Below are 15,672 nucleotides of genomic sequence, written 5' to 3'. Positions count from 1 at the left end.
ATTTTCTTCTTGGAGGTCTTTGATGAATATTTCTGTTATAGGTACAGGCTATGTAGGCTTAGTGACGGGAGTATGCCTTGCAGAAATTGGTCACCAAGTTACATGTATTGATGTGAACAACGAAAAAGTAAAAATGTTAAAAAGAGGAATGTCTCCTATATATGAGCCAGGCTTAACGGAGCTGATTCAAAAAAATAGTAGCGAATGCAAACTACACTTTACAACAAATCACCATGAAGCCTTTTTAAATGCTGATGTCATTTACATTGCTGTCGGCACACCTCAACAAAAAGATGGAACGGCAAACCTATCCTTCATTTTTCAAGCCGCTAAAGATATTGCTGACTACATACAAGCAAATACGATCGTTGTTACAAAAAGTACAGTACCCGTAGGCACCAACCGAAAAATTAAAGAAATAATAGAACAAAAGACTTCCTTTTCAGTAGATGTGGTCTCAAACCCTGAGTTTTTACGTGAAGGCTCAGCCATTCATGATACCTTTCATGGCGACCGAATCGTTATAGGTGCCGATCGATCAGAGGCAGCTCAAAAACTCGTAGAAATCAACCGCCCATTTAGAATACCTGTTTTTGTCACTGACATAGAAAGCGCCGAGCTTATTAAATATGCCGCAAATGCATTCCTAGCAACTAAAATTAGCTTTATTAATGAAATTGCAAACTTAAGCGAAAAATTAGGAGCGAATGTAAAAGATGTTGCGAAAGGAATGGGGCTTGATGCACGGATTGGCACCCAATTTTTAAATGCAGGAATAGGATACGGTGGCTCTTGTTTTCCAAAGGACACAAAAGCACTCGTCCAAATCGCTGGAAATGTTGAACACCAATTCAATCTATTAAAATCAGTGATCGAAGTGAATAACAAGCAGCAAGCGTTACTCGTCGAAAAAGCAAAAGATCGGTTTGGTAGTTTGCGAGGATTAAGAATTGCTTTATTAGGGCTATCGTTCAAACCAAATACAGATGATATGAGAGAAGCGGCTTCCATTGTTATCGCAGAAGCGTTAGTAAGAGAAGGTGCACTTGTTGTTGCCTATGATCCGATTGCAATGGAAAATGCAAAAGAAGTGTTACCGACAGAGGTCGAGTATGCCCCATCGATCGAAAGAGCACTTTCACAAGCAGATGTAACATTTATAGTAACGGAGTGGGAGGAAATTAAGAGTTTTCCACTCAATAAATACAGGGACCTTATGAACAACGCTATTATTTATGATGGCCGAAATTGCTTTGAAATAGAAGAAGCAAAAATAGCAAAAGTAGAATACCATTCAGTTGGACGAAGAGCTGTAATCCCAACTAATGAACGTTTGGGTATTTAGACTATAACATTACCCAATTTGTTACAAATATAAGAACATGAAAAAAATATAAAAAACTATTAAACTTTTGCCGAACCAAGTCGATATTAGTAATGTAGCAGCAATAAGGAAGTTGTGTCCGGCCGGTGCATCGTTCTTATTGCCTACATAAAAATCAAAATCCATCCACAAGGACGTGGGCGGAGCAAACTCAAGGAGGAATTTTATTATGATTATCAATCACAATCTAAACGCAATGAATGCACACCGTCAAATGGGCATGAACGTGAATGCTAATGGAAAGTCTATGGAGAAATTATCTTCAGGCCTTCGTATTAATCGTGCTGGTGATGATGCTGCAGGTCTTTCAATTTCAGAAAAAATGCGTGCGCAAGTTCGAGGCTTAGAACAAGCATCTCGTAACGCTCAAGACGGTATTTCTTTAATTCAAACTGCAGAAGGTGCACTTAACGAAACACATGATATTTTACAGCGTATGCGTGAATTAGCAGTGCAAGCAGCAAATGATACGAATGTGACTGCTGATAGAGATGCCCTTAAAGATGAGCTAGACGAATTAGTTAATGAAATTAATAGAATTGCAAGTTCTACTACATTTAACGAACAGAAATTATTAAATGGTAGTTTAACTGCTAATTTCCAAATTGGTGCTGATGAGGGAGTAAAACTTACTTTAACAATTGCTACAATGAATGCTACAGCATTATCTGTTAATGCTTTATCTCTAGGAACTCATACAGCTGCAGGTTCAGCAGTTTCTCTAATCGATGCTGCAATTAAGACAGTTTCTGCTGAACGTTCTAAGTTAGGTGCAAACCAAAATCGCCTTGAGCATACAATTAAGAACCTTGACAATGCATCTGAAAACATCCAAGCCTCTGAGTCTCGTATCCGCGATGTTGATATGGCTAAAGAAATGATGAACTTCACTCGTTCAAATATTCTTAATCAAGCTTCTCAAGCCATGTTGGCTCAAGCAAATCAACAGCCACAAGCTGTACTACAGTTATTACGTTAATTTAAATAATATTTATTTAAAAAAGTCGGCGCTTTTGTGTCGACTTTTTTTATAAAAAGTATCAAAGGAGAAAAAAGTGTTTAAAGATAATATAAAGGTCCTTAAAGAAAATTATCCCAATCTATACCTTCGAATAGAAGATTATGTTGAGTCTAAAGAGTACAATTTAGTTAAATGTAGAAATGAAAGTTTTACAATTGTTGATTCAGACGGTATCTACGTACATAGTAGATATAATCCAGAAAAAGAAGCACAGAATTGGATTGAAGGATTGACAGTGAATGAGGAAGATACATTATTAATATTTGGTTTAGGTTTAGGTTATTATTTGCCCTTATTATTGACAAAATACCATGATAAAAAATGGATTATTGTAGAACCTAATATCTCTATATTTGTAAGAGCACTTCATCAACATAACCTTACAGAATATCTCAGAAGTGGTGATATAGTATTTTTAATTAGTTTGGAACCATATGTTGTAAGAAGTGTTATTGATGGATTTATTCAGGAGAATAAAGTTAAAAAGGTATGTACCTTCAAGCTACCATATTATAAGAGGATATATAAAAATTATATTGATGAGGTTCAGGTACAATTATCGAAACAAGCACTGTTATCTCGTGGTAATTTAATAACTGAGAAGGTTTCGGCACCTAAATGGCTATATAATACAATTCGAAACTTACGATATATTACTAAGCATCCTTCTATCAACTCTCTTCAAAAAAAGTTTGAAGGTGTACCTATTGTTATTGTTTCAGCTGGACCATCGTTAGAAAAAAATATGCATTTATTAAATACATTAGATGATCGAGCTTTAATCATTGCAGTAGGTTCTTCAGTCAATATCCTAGAAAAGAACGGAATTTGCCCAAATATCATTATGGGTATTGATGGAAATGAGGCAGAGTCTAGAATTTTTGAAAATACCCATTTTACAGATCCAATTTTTGTTTATAGTAAAACTATTCATTATAGAGCTTTAGAAGGTTATGAAGGTAAAAAGCTTTGGATGAAGTTGGATGTTGAATTACCTATATATGAGGAATTGAATGTAAATACTAGTACAATTAAAGCCGGTCCGTCAGTTGCTAATGTTGCACTAGATTTTGCTTTCTCATTAAAGCCTTCTCAAATATTTTTAATTGGTCAGGATTTGGCTTATACAAATAAAAAAAGGTACGCTAAAGGTGATGCTCATAATAATGCGGATCACCAGATAGATGATGATCAAAAAGCAATGCAATATTTAATTAAAAAAGATATATATGGTAAAGAGACTTATACAAGACCAGACTTTATAACAATGAAAAACTGGTTTGAAGATTATGTTGCCTTTCATCAGAAGACTAATGTTTATAATTGTACTGAAGGCGGACTTGAAATAAAAGGTATACCAAATTTAGTGTTTAATGAAGCTATAGAATTATATTGTAATAATAAATATAATATTAAGGAAATGTGTTTAGAAGCAACATCAGGTCCACTTGAAATGAAGGAATTACAATATGAGCAATTTCAAGAAAAGGCAAGTTCACAATTAAATGAAGCGTACGATAAGTCTCAAGCGCGATTAGAGATGGTTAAGGAACTTTTAGATGATTACAAAAGTGGAAATTTTCAAATTAAGTTTATAGAAATAGAAGAGGTCACTAAAGAGATAGAATCTTTAGAAATATACATGGTGTTCATTCACCCAACGGGGAGAAGATATTTAGACAGTATCACTACAAGTACACATAATAAGTTAGAAGATATTGAATGTAATTACGAAAAGAGAAGAGTATTATTAAAGGGACTGATTAAGCAATATGTTTATATTCATGAATCAATTTTTATTTCACGGGAAGCATTTGCAGAAAGAGAAGTTAATTTTAAATAGTATTTAATTTGGAGGGTCATTATCTATGAATATAGATATTAGAGAGATATATACTGAGTATGAAATGTATAACTTGAAGTTAATACCAGCAATTGAAAAAATTATAGATGATTTTCGAAAACAAAGAGAAAATGAAGCATTAAAATTACTAATAGAAGCTATAGAAGGTATCAATTGGAGCATAAAAGTTCTTTATCACACAAAGGATATTTTAAAAAAGTATGACGTAGTTTTTGATGAAAATGAAATTAATCCAATTCTAAATGAAGTTACAGAAGCCATTAAAGATGAAGACTATGTATTAATTGCAGATCTATTAGAATATGAGTTATTAGAGAACTTTCAAACATGGATTCGGGGAATCAAGTTATATCTTGATCATGGTAAGGGATGACCATTCAATGAATGTTACTTATAAGAGAAATCTTGATGTAATTAAAAGAAGGTTTGCTTCAATTTATCATAGTATACAAAAAAATACACAGGATACTATAAAAGAATATGAAGTAGTTGAAACAAAAGTTGGGTTATCTACTTTAAGAGTAACTATAAATGGGAAAACATTATATTTGCATAGCAAATACGATCCCTTACATGAAGCCAAAAGGTATATAGATGATCATTTTTCAGATGAAATAAATAGTTATATTGTTTATGGCTTAGGATTTGGTTATCATCTAAAGGAATTAATAAAACGAAACCCAAGTTTAGAATTGACTATTATAGAGACAAATCGAAATGTTTTAATTGAAGCACTTAAGAATGTTGATTTGAACATATTATTTGAAAAAAATAATGTGAAATTGATTTTCAAGGAAACTAGGCTAGAACTTCATAAAGAATTAACAAGGATTAATTTCAAAAATTCTATCATGATATTACATTATCCTTCTGTTCAATTAATACCAAATGATTTAATAGAAATAAAACATCTGCTAGAAGAATATAGAGTAAAAGTAAATTCAATAAAAAGATTCAAAAGTACCTTAGATGAAAATTTTGACCTTAATATAAATCATTTTGATGAAGCTGTAAATGTATTATTTGGTAAATTTGAAAATAAAGCATTAGTTATTGTTTCAGCAGGCCCATCATTGGATAAGAATAAGCATTTACTAAAAGAATTAAAAAATAAAGCAATTATTTTATCAGTTGGTACAGCATTAAGACCATTATTAAATGTTGGAGTAATTCCTGATTATATTATAATGACTGATCCACAAGATCTAGTCTATAATCAAATAGCTGGTATAAATATAAGGAAACCATTAATAGCCTTGTCTACGTGTAATAAACAAGTTCTACAATATTATCAAGGAAAGAAGTATTTAGCTTTTCAAGAAGGGTATATAAAAGCTGAGGAGTATGCTAAAAAAAATAATATTGAAACTGTAAAAACTGGCGGTTCAGTGGCTACAACAGCACTTGACATTGCTATAAAGTTTAAGGCAAACCCAATTATATTTGTAGGACAAGATCTAGCGTTTACAAATAGTAAATCCCATGCTGATGAAACTGATTTAATTAAAGATATAATTCATAGTAAAAATTTAAGAATGATTAAAGGAATAGATGGAAAATCTGTTAATACCAGTAAAACTTTATCAATATACTTAAGGTGGATTGAAAATAGAATAAAACAAGAACCTAACATTGCATTTGTTGATGCTACAGAGGGTGGAGCTAAGATAAAAGGTACCAAAATAATGGAGTTGAAAGAAGTATTTAGTCATTTAAAGGGTTTATAATTTAATAAAAGGTGTTTAAAAATAATTAAAAAAGAAAATAGGGTAAAAACCAATTACTTGGTCTTTACTCCTATTTTTTTTAAACAGGAAGCTAGAATACTAAATTAATGTTTTAATCATAAAAATAAAAATGGTATTTATAGTTAGGTGGAATATTTGATAACTAAATAAAAAAACTTTAATAAAATATAAAAAGTAGCCGATATAAACAAAAAGAATAGATTAGGAGAGTATTTTATGGAAATTAATCGTTCTCTTCCTTCGACTCCACCTGTTGTGCGAACCTTAAGAAACGAAGGAAATCAGTCGCTAGACAAACAAGTGGAAAGTAACGAAAAATCTGAAAAACAGCAAGATAAGGCTATTGATGATGTTTTGAAGAAAATAGACGGGGTGAATGAATTTTTAAAATCGGCGAACACAAGTTTAAAGTTTAATCTTCATGAAGAATTAAATGAATACTACATTACAATAGTCGATCAGCAGACAAATGAAGTTATTAAAGAGGTTCCTCCTAAGAAATTACTAGATATTTATGTAGCGATGAAAGAGACGATCGGGTTATTTATTGATAAAAAAATATAAAGCGTGGTGTGAATTATGAGAATTGGTGGTTTAGCAAGTGGAATAGACACAGAGAGTATTATTCGTGATTTGATGAAGGTAGAACGACAACCTTTAGATCGCTTTTTCCAAAAAAAGCAAACAATTGAATGGCAGCGTGATGCTTATCGAAATATGAATTTAAAATTAAAAGCTCTTGAGGAATCCGCTTATTCCTTAAGATTGACTTCTGCTTTTAATACACGAGAAGCGAAGTCTTCAAATGAAGCAGCTTTTACGGTAACGGCTAATTCCTCTGTCCAAAACGGCACTTATAATTTTGAAGTAAAGCAAGTGGCAACGAAGACAAGAAATATTAGTACAGCTTCCATTTCCTCAGCAGATGCTAAAGTCTCAGCGACAAAAGCAATGAACGAACAAGAAACGGCTTTAGGGGATTTAACCGCTTATAATGGGACTACATTTTCTATTACGACTCATAATAGTAACGATCAAGCGGTCACTCGAGAGTTTACAGTAGATACGTCAAAATCTCTAAATCAACTATTTAAGGAAATCAATGATTCGGACCTTGGAGTTCGCGCTTATTACGATAGTACATATGATAAAGTCGTCATCGAACGAAAGGAAACTGGAGAGTTTGCTGGGATAGATGATGGTACTGGGGTAAGACAAATCTACTTTGATGGTGATACAAGCTTTTTAAACGATGTATTAAACATTGATCAAGCAAATGAAACTGCGGGACAGAATGCTCAAGTGACATTTGAAGACCCTACATTTGGTGAAACGATCGAAGAAACGTCAAGGTCGAATCGTATAACAATTGGTGGCTTGTCTTTCAATGTTATGCAAACAACAGGTCCGGAAACAGTAACTGTTTCTTCGAACACAGACAATGCTTTTGATAATATTAAGGCATTTGTAGATAAGTACAATGAAACGATTGCAGAAATACAATTAAAAACAAGCGAGCCTACCTATCGAGACTTTCCACCACTAACAGATGAACAGCGGAGAGAAATGTCTGAACGTGAGGCAGAATTATGGGATGAGAAAGCAAAGAGTGGTTTATTACGACGGGATCCGATCCTTTCTTCTGTTTTAACACAGATGCGGAATGATTTATATTCAAATGTTCAAACAACTGGCGAATTTAGTCATTTGACAGAAATTGGAATAGACACAACGAGTAATTATCGTGATGGTGGAAGGTTAGAAATTGATGAAACGAAGCTCCGACAAGCTTTAGAAGACGATCCTAACTCTGTCTATCAATTATTTAACAATGAAGGCGGTTTAGTACCTAAAATAAGAACAACGATAAATGACTCAATGAAAAAAGTTACTTCCCGTGCTGGTAATGAAAATCGAACGAACCATCAATTTACACTAGGTCGGGAGCTAATCGATGTGGATCAACAAATCGACCGTTTTCAACGGCGTTTGGCAGATATAGAAAATCGCTATTGGTCACAATTTACGAGAATGGAACAAGCCGTAAATCAAGCGAATGCTCAAGGTGCTAGCTTAATGCAGTTTATGGGTGGAGCGTAATAATAGAAAGGATGTTAATAAATGGCAGTCAATAATCCGTACCAAGCGTATCAACAAAATAAAGCAACAACGTCATCTCCAGGAGAACTTACGCTTATGCTATACAATGGATGTTTAAAATTTATTAAACAAGCGGAACAGGCCATTGAAAAAGGTAATGTACAGGAAAGAAACATCAATTTGACAAAAGCGCAAAATATTATTCGTGAACTAATGGTTACTCTAAAAACAGAAACTGATTTAGGCAAAAATATGATGAGTTTGTATGACTTTATTCTTAACCGATTAATAGAAGCGAATATTGAAAATAGTACGGAGAAGCTTAAGGAAGCTGAGGAGCTCGTTGTATCATTTCGTGATACGTGGAAGGAAGCCGTTCAGATGGACCGTAAACAACGTCATGGAGTTCAAGGGTAATGAATTCTTTAGTAGAAGATATTTTTTCGGTTACGAAAAAACTTCACACTCATTTGCTGACGCAGCTACCAAAAGAGAATGATGCTAGAGACAACTTTATTGAAGTAGTTGAAAAGCTTTTAGCAGAACGTCAAGCTCTCATTTCCAAACTCGGACAAGTCTCAATGACTGAAAAAGACCGAGATAAAGGCAGAGAGATAGTAGCACTTAATCAAGTGATTGAGAAAAAATTAGCTACCTTTCAGATGCAAATCCAAACGGACATTAATAACTTTAAGATGAGGAAAAAGCAAAACAGAAAGTACGATAATCCATATGATGGTCCAACATTGGAGGGTGCCTTTTTTGATAAACGAGGCCTATAGAAATGCAGGGTGACTCCATAAGGGTGTACGTACGTCGTACATACTGTAGTCGAGGGTAGGATACTCGGTTTTGAGTTACTCTCATTTAAGGAGAGCTTATGAATAATTTTGGCTTTTGTATTGATTGTGGAAAGGTGATAGAGATCAAGACGAGATCTCATTGCAATCATTGTTACTTTATGTACAGAGAAACCTTTCAGCAAATCAAACTGTACTTAAAAAAACATCCGAATGCCAATGCAATTGATATTGCGAATCATACGAATGTTAAGGTTGAACAAGTTATGCAGTTTATAAGAGATGGTGTATTTCAAGTAAGACCTTAATTCAGAAGAAACTAATAAAACAGCGAGAGGCACCTTGAGTCGACGAAAGGTGCCTCTCGTCATTTTTTTATCATTGTCACTGTGACTCCCCAGAAATTGTAATCTTTTGTCCAATTTTAGAATGTAACTAGGTTTGAAATAGCAACGTTTAATACATATAGTGAACAAAAGCCAGTTGTTTAGGTTCATGTTTCTCTTATCTTTCCATATGTTATAATTAGGAAAAAACAGAGGGGATGAAAAGTGCCTGCTATGGGTCCTGATTTTTCAAAAACCTATTCATATGCTGATTATTTGCAATGGCCCGAAGGAGAACGAGTTGAGTTAATTGATGGTATTCCATTTTTTATGAAATTAAGCTTGATGAAATCTTTCCTGAAGAATTAGAGGAAGAATAAAAGTTAATGGTGATAAAATGCATATTGTTTTTCAAGTAGATGATCATTGATGAAAAGATCTTAACTAATAATAAAACGGTGACAGAGACCTTTAGTCGATCAAGGTACCTCTCACCGTTTTTTATGATTGCTTCTACCTATTCTTGCCCTTCCTCCACCACATCTTCTTCTACACCTGGTTCCTCCGTTACTTCCTCTTCCTGAATATCCTCAAAGTCAAACTCTTTGAAGTCGAAGTCTTCCATATCTTCTAGGCCTTCGAGGAATTCGAAGTTGAATTCTTCGGCGGTGTTTATTACTTCTTGTGGAATGGTGATGTCGCCGACGGTGTTGAAGTTAGACATAATACCATTCATGCGTTGAACGGATTTCATGGTTTCGCCTTCCATTGACATTTGCATCGTGATTTCCATGTCCATTTTTGTTTGATAGAATGTGTCTTTTTCAATGTAAATGACGTATGTAAACATTTCGATATCCATCATGGATAGTAGCTCATCCATCATTTCGCCCGCTTCATCAATGAAGCCCATTACTTCTTGTGCCATCTCTTTAAAATTTTCATCTGAACCGCGAGTTGTTAAGATATAATGTGTGTCATCCTCTGTTAACTGCGTGTCTTCAGAAAATTTTTGAAATATTTTAAGTTGCTCTTCAGCGTTCATTTGCATTTTTGCGGATTCGAGAATATCTTGTGAAAATTCTTCAGGAAATTTGATCCAGCCTCCTTCCATGGAGTCTTTGACAAACATCCCGTCTTCTGTAAAGTAGCTTTCGGTTTCAACGGCTTCAATATTTTCGTCGAGGCCGCTCATTGTCATTTTCTGATAAAGACGTAGGGGTTCTATCGTGATGTCTGCAATCATCGTCATATCCATTTGAAAAGCTTCTTCGTCAGGCATTTCAAGCTGTTGTTCATTATTCATTTCCATTGTATAGCTTTGTAGCTCATTCATCGCTTCAATGGAATGTTGGATGACTTCATCAACTGATAATGTGGTCTCTACATTTTCGTTGTTAGATGGCTCGTCACATGCTGTTAAAACAAAGCATAGTGCTAAGGCAGCCAATCCTCCTTTTATAGATCTCATACGTACCCCCCCTTGTTAATAAACAGTTTCAGCTTTTAACTTTAACATAATTTTACTATTTACAACAGGGGAAATTATCAGGTGATAAAGGTCTTTTTTTAGGGTTTGGTCACATAACCACATATATAGAAAAGCACAGTATGGCTGGGTTTTAAAAAGTACGGTGTATAGAGAGAAATTTTTACTATGTATGGAGGTCTAGGTGCTGGTGCTTTTCCTAGTACACCGCATTGGAGGGCTAATACCTTAATCGGAACATAGTGGTGAGGGACAGAAGAGGTGGTTATGCTTACGTACCGAACCCCGGCTACCGAGGCGGTAAGAGCATTCACAGCTCTATCTAGAGGAGTGTGGCTGTGTTGAAGGTAAATGGGGGAAAATTTATTTTCTAAACCTAAAAAACAACAAACTTCGTCAAGATTTGAACCATCTTAATATTAGCAGATTAGTAAATAGGTATTCAATCACTCTTTTTTGAAGTAATTGTAAAATTATTGTGACTTTTATTTCAGTTTTGTATATAAGGGAAGGGCGATAGCTAGAGCTATGTACCGATTGTTTCGACATAAAAATTGAATTTTTATGTCATTATGAGGAGGAAGAAGGGTATTGTTAATGAAAGGAAAATAATATTTTAAATCAAAAGTGTATATTTTCTTCGATTATAGAGATAATAAATAGCGAAAATCCACAGTTCACTATATTTAACATTTTAATACCATAAAATTAGTGGGTGATATGGAGCATAGACGGAAATTCATAGGCGAGATTTTCGTCAATATTTGTCGCAAAGTTGGGTACGAAACCGGTTTGACGCCTATATAGAAGTTCTGATATAGTGAAACTGTGGAATATTTTCACAATGATTTAATTTACGAAGGGAATGTGAAAGCATGCAAGGAAAAGTAAAATGGTTTAATGCAGAAAAAGGTTTTGGATTTATCGAGCGTGAAGATGGTGACGATGTATTCGTACACTTCTCAGCTATCAATACTGAAGGATTCAAAACTCTTGACGAAGGTCAATCTGTAGAATTCGAAATCGTTGAAGGTGCTCGCGGACCTCAAGCTGCAAACGTAACAAAGCTGTAATTCACATCCCTGGGTTGGAAATGAATTTTTAGCTTTATGCATCATATACAACGAAATGTATAAACCTGTTCCTTTAATGTGAGGGGCAGGTTTTTTATTGTGGCGACACAGTGTGATGCCCAATGTGGTGTCAGACACCTTTAGAGCACTAAAGGTGCCTGACACAAAAGTAATAATTTGGTTACAGTTTCGACAAATTTTCTGATGATTTTCTTAAGTTTATGAAGGATTATTTGCGGGGTATATAGAATATTAATAGACATAGGAAAGGAGGAGTTTCACTGTGAACTTTAACATTCGTGGCGAAAACCTAGAGATAACTCCAGCTTTAAGAAATTATGTTGAGAAGAAAGTAAGTAAAGTAGAAAAGTACTTCGATTCAACCCCTCTTTCTGAGGTCCATGTAAAATTGCAGGTGATGAATAACCAAAATATTATCGAGGTTACGATCCCGATGCCGCAATTATTACTCCGTGCCGAGGAAAAACATGAAGATATGTATGCTGGGATTGACCTTGTCGTTGAAAAGCTTGAACGTCAAATCCGCAAGCATAAAACAAAAGTAAATCGAAAATTCCGCCAAGATGGCACCCTTAAATATATGTTTAAAAATGACATTGAACCGTTAACTGAAGAGGATATTGATAGTGAAGACATCGATATCGTTCGTACGAAGCGTTTCACCTTTAAACCGATGGACGCAGAGGAAGCCGTATTACAGATGGATATGTTAGGTCATAGCTTCTTCGTATTCAATAATGCAGAAAACGGCGAAACAAACGTCGTATATCGTCGTAAAGACGGCCGCTATGGTCTCATTGAGCCAGAGTGATTTTTAAATCAGAAGAGTACAGCTATTTATAACGCTGTACTCTTTTTATGTTTCGACAAGCCTATTAGTGGTGTTGAATATAAAATATACGGGCTATCAGAAATGTCTATGAATGTTGTCCCTGTATTGAACAGTACTACTCCTATTGCAACTCAAACCACGTACCTCGCAAATATTACGCAGCCTAAAAAACACCACTCCCTCCTTTCATTAACCATCACAAATCTGCAACAGTTGATAGTAGACTGCAATTTCAGATGAAAATTTCCTAGAAAAGTGGATTTCCTGCATGTCGATTTCCCGAGAAATGATGTGGTTGCATCCTATTTTTTGTCGGAAAGGCAGTAAAGGTTTTCTTTGAAGTAATAAAAATCGTGCAAAAAGTGTGTTACCTTGTAACTAAAGGTGCAAACTGCTAAAATTAAATTTAAGTGTGTAGAGTTGGTCGAGGAGACAGTCTCCTTAGCGATTCGTTGAATTGAGAGGAAGAGAGGACGAGAATTACTATGATGGGATTATTAAAAAAAGTAATTGGTGATCCGAGTCAGCGACAATTGAAAAAATACGAAAAAATCGTTGATGAGATAGAAGCATTAGCTGATGATACTAAAAAGCTATCAGATGATGGGCTGCGAGCTAAAACAGATGAGTTTAAAAACCGGTACAATAACGGAGAAACGCTAGATAAATTGTTGCCTGAAGCGTATGCCGTAGTTCGTGAAGCAGCGGAACGTGTGTTAAAGATGCGTCCGTTTCGCGTCCAGCTTTTAGGTGCCATCGTTTTACATAACGGAAATATTGCAGAAATGAAGACGGGGGAAGGTAAAACGTTAGTTGGAACATTGCCCGTTTATTTAAATGCGTTGACTGGAAAAGGCGTCCACGTTGTAACCGTCAACGAATATTTAGCACGTCGTGACTGCGAAATTATGAGTGAGCTGTATGAATTTTTAGGGCTTACGGTTGGCTTAAATGTGAGCGGGCTTTCAAAGGAAGAAAAGCAGGAAGCGTATGCGGCTGATATTACATATGGGACGAATAATGAGTATGGCTTTGACTACCTTCGCGATAATATGGTGCTTTATAAAAACCAAATGGTTCAGCGTCCGCTTCATTTTGCGGTTATTGATGAGGTTGACTCGATTTTAATTGATGAAGCGAGAACACCACTGATTATTTCAGGGTCAGTTGAACGCTCAACAAACTTATATGTTCAAGCAAATGCATTCGTTCGCTCGCTTCGTAAAGAGGACGATTATACTGTAGATGAAAAATCGAAGACAGTTCTTTTAACCGAAGAAGGGGTAAATAAGGCAGAAAAAGGCTTTAATATCGATAACTTATTTGACCAAAAGTATGTTTCTCTCAACCACCACATTAATCAGGCGTTAAAAGCGCATGTCGTTATGCATCGTGATACGGATTATGTCGTTGATGAAGGGGAAATCGTCATTGTTGACCAATTTACTGGGCGCCTGATGAAAGGCCGTCGATACAGTGATGGTCTCCACCAAGCAATCGAGGCGAAGGAAGGTCTTGAAATTCAACGTGAAAGTATGACGCTTGCTTCGATTACATTCCAGAATTACTTCCGTCGCTATCAAAAGCTAGCAGGGATGACAGGTACAGCTAAAACGGAAGAAGAAGAGTTTCAGCAAGTTTATGGAATGGACGTTATGAGCGTGCCGACGAACAAGCCGATTGCAAGGGATGACCGACCTGACTTGATCTATAAAACGATGCAAGCGAAGTTCAATGCGGTCGTCAATCAAATCGAAGAGCTTCATAAAAAAGGGCAACCGGTGCTTGTCGGGACAGTCAGTGTCGAAACATCTGAGCTTGTGTCGAATCTTTTAAAGAAAAGACGTGTGCCTCATCACGTTCTAAATGCGAAAAACCACTTTAGTGAAGCGGAAATTATTGAGATGGCAGGGCAAAAAGGTGCGGTAACGATTGCGACGAATATGGCCGGTCGTGGTACGGACATTAAGCTTGGTGACGGTGTAAAAGAGCTTGGTGGATTATTTGTACTCGGTACAGAGCGCCATGAATCGCGCCGTATTGATAACCAGCTCCGTGGTCGTTCTGGTCGTCAAGGGGACCCGGGTACGTCACAGTTTTACTTATCAATGGAAGATGAGCTTATGCGTCGTTTTGGCTCTGATAATATGAAAACGATGATGGACCGACTCGGTTTAGAGGAAGATCAGCCGATTGAGAGTAAGCTGGTAAGTCGTGCGGTAGAACAAGCACAAAAACGTGTGGAAGGAAACAACTTCGATGCGCGTAAACAAATTTTACAGTATGATGATGTTATGCGTGAACAGCGTGAAATCATTTATAAACAGCGGATGGAAGTACTTGAATCAGATAACCTTCGTGCAATCGTTGAGAAGATGATTGAATCCGTCGTCAAACGGAACGTTGCTATTCATACGCCAGAAACTGAAGTGCCTGAGGATTGGGACATTGCTGCGATTGTAAACTTCGTGAAGACGATGCTTCTACCTGAAGGCGTAATTACTGAAAAAGACTTAAAAGGCTTAGATCCTGAGGAAATGGAAGAGTTCATTCTTGAAAAAGTAAAAGTTGCTTACGATCAAAAAGAAGAGCAATTTACGAGTGAGCATATGCGAGAATTTGAAAAAGTCATTATGCTTCGTTCGGTTGACCGCAAGTGGATGAATCACATTGACCAAATGGATCAGCTTCGTCAAGGGATTCATTTACGTGCATACGGTCAAAATGATCCATTGCGTGAATACAAATTTGAAGGCTTTGAAATGTTTGAGCAAATGGTTGCTTCGATTGAAGATGAAGTGGCGATGTACATTATGAAAGCACAGGTGGAGCAAAACCTTGAGCGTAAAGAAGTGGCTGAAGGCAAAGCGGTTCATGCGAGTGCTGCTCCTGGTGAAGGCGGCGAGAAAAAACGCACACCAATCCGTAAAAATAATACAGTTGGACGAAATGACCCTTGCCCGTGCGGAAGCGGGAAGAAATATAAGCAATGCTGCGGTAGGTTATAAGGTAAC

The 15,672-nt window shown here is 35.9% G+C and carries 15 protein-coding genes; 14 read left to right on the top strand and 1 reads right to left on the bottom strand.

Annotation, left to right across the window (positions count from 1 at the left end; genetic code table 11):
- Positions 1-22: 22 nt before the first annotated feature.
- The 11 genes from J0N78_RS02610 (at position 23) to J0N78_RS02560 (ending at position 9,612) form a co-directional block, all read left to right on the top strand.
- A complete protein-coding gene (locus J0N78_RS02610; protein WP_209121467.1) occupies positions 23-1,345 on the top strand; it encodes a UDP-glucose dehydrogenase family protein in 1,323 nt (440 codons plus the stop codon).
- Positions 1,346-1,553: 208 nt separating this feature from the next.
- The gene (locus J0N78_RS02605) at positions 1,554-2,363 is read left to right on the top strand and encodes a flagellin N-terminal helical domain-containing protein (RefSeq protein WP_209121466.1); all 810 of its coding nucleotides are present in this window, start codon (positions 1,554-1,556) and stop codon (positions 2,361-2,363) included.
- A gap of 76 nt (positions 2,364-2,439) precedes the next feature.
- Positions 2,440-4,248, top strand: a complete 1,809-nt coding sequence (locus tag J0N78_RS02600; protein WP_209121465.1) for a motility associated factor glycosyltransferase family protein — start codon at positions 2,440-2,442, stop codon at positions 4,246-4,248.
- A 25-nt stretch (positions 4,249-4,273) separates the two neighbouring features.
- A complete protein-coding gene (locus J0N78_RS02595; RefSeq protein ID WP_209121464.1) occupies positions 4,274-4,642 on the top strand; it encodes a DUF8042 domain-containing protein in 369 nt (122 codons plus the stop codon).
- A 7-nt stretch (positions 4,643-4,649) separates the two neighbouring features.
- On the top strand, positions 4,650-5,996 hold the full coding sequence (locus J0N78_RS02590) for a motility associated factor glycosyltransferase family protein (protein ID WP_209121463.1): 1,347 nt from the start codon (positions 4,650-4,652) through the stop codon (positions 5,994-5,996).
- A gap of 237 nt (positions 5,997-6,233) precedes the next feature.
- Positions 6,234-6,581 (top strand): flagellar protein FlaG, encoded by a 348-nt coding sequence (flaG, locus tag J0N78_RS02585; protein WP_209121462.1) that lies wholly within the window; start codon positions 6,234-6,236, stop codon positions 6,579-6,581.
- 15 nt (positions 6,582-6,596) lie between these two features.
- Positions 6,597-8,117, top strand: a complete 1,521-nt coding sequence (locus J0N78_RS02580; protein ID WP_209121461.1) for a flagellar hook-associated protein 2 — start codon at positions 6,597-6,599, stop codon at positions 8,115-8,117.
- A 21-nt stretch (positions 8,118-8,138) separates the two neighbouring features.
- Positions 8,139-8,534: a flagellar export chaperone FliS gene (gene fliS, locus J0N78_RS02575; RefSeq protein WP_209121460.1), complete on the top strand. Its 396-nt coding sequence runs from the start codon at positions 8,139-8,141 to the stop codon at positions 8,532-8,534.
- Entirely contained in the window at positions 8,534-8,899 is a 366-nt protein-coding gene (gene fliT / locus J0N78_RS02570; RefSeq protein ID WP_209121459.1) for a flagellar protein FliT, read from the top strand. Before fliS ends, fliT begins: the two co-directional genes overlap by 1 nt.
- Before the next feature lie 98 nt (positions 8,900-8,997).
- Positions 8,998-9,225 (top strand): hypothetical protein, encoded by a 228-nt coding sequence (locus J0N78_RS02565; RefSeq protein WP_209121458.1) that lies wholly within the window; start codon positions 8,998-9,000, stop codon positions 9,223-9,225.
- Positions 9,226-9,468: 243 nt separating this feature from the next.
- Positions 9,469-9,612 (top strand): hypothetical protein, encoded by a 144-nt coding sequence (locus J0N78_RS02560; protein ID WP_209121457.1) that lies wholly within the window; start codon positions 9,469-9,471, stop codon positions 9,610-9,612.
- A gap of 148 nt (positions 9,613-9,760) precedes the next feature.
- Here J0N78_RS02560 and J0N78_RS02555 read toward each other — a convergent pair whose 3' ends face one another.
- Complete coding sequence (locus tag J0N78_RS02555; protein WP_209121456.1) at positions 9,761-10,714, bottom strand: DUF6612 family protein; 954 nt, start codon at positions 10,712-10,714, stop codon at positions 9,761-9,763.
- Between the two features lie 893 nt (positions 10,715-11,607).
- Between J0N78_RS02555 and J0N78_RS02550 the strand changes: the two genes are divergently transcribed.
- From J0N78_RS02550 to secA, 3 genes are all read left to right on the top strand, one after another.
- Positions 11,608-11,805 carry a cold shock domain-containing protein gene (locus J0N78_RS02550; protein WP_209121455.1) on the top strand — a complete coding sequence of 66 codons (198 nt, stop codon included), beginning with the start codon at positions 11,608-11,610 and terminating at the stop codon, positions 11,803-11,805.
- A 283-nt stretch (positions 11,806-12,088) separates the two neighbouring features.
- The gene (gene hpf / locus J0N78_RS02545) at positions 12,089-12,637 is read left to right on the top strand and encodes a ribosome hibernation-promoting factor, HPF/YfiA family (protein ID WP_209121454.1); all 549 of its coding nucleotides are present in this window, start codon (positions 12,089-12,091) and stop codon (positions 12,635-12,637) included.
- Between the two features lie 506 nt (positions 12,638-13,143).
- Complete coding sequence (secA, locus tag J0N78_RS02540; RefSeq protein WP_209121453.1) at positions 13,144-15,666, top strand: preprotein translocase subunit SecA; 2,523 nt, start codon at positions 13,144-13,146, stop codon at positions 15,664-15,666.
- Positions 15,667-15,672: the final 6 nt, after the last annotated feature.

The sequence above is a fragment of the Alkalihalobacillus sp. BA299 genome, assembly GCF_017745675.1.
Lineage (GTDB): Bacteria > Bacillota > Bacilli > Bacillales > Bacillaceae_F > Alkalihalobacterium.
This window is presented reverse-complemented; position numbering and strand designations above follow the sequence as displayed.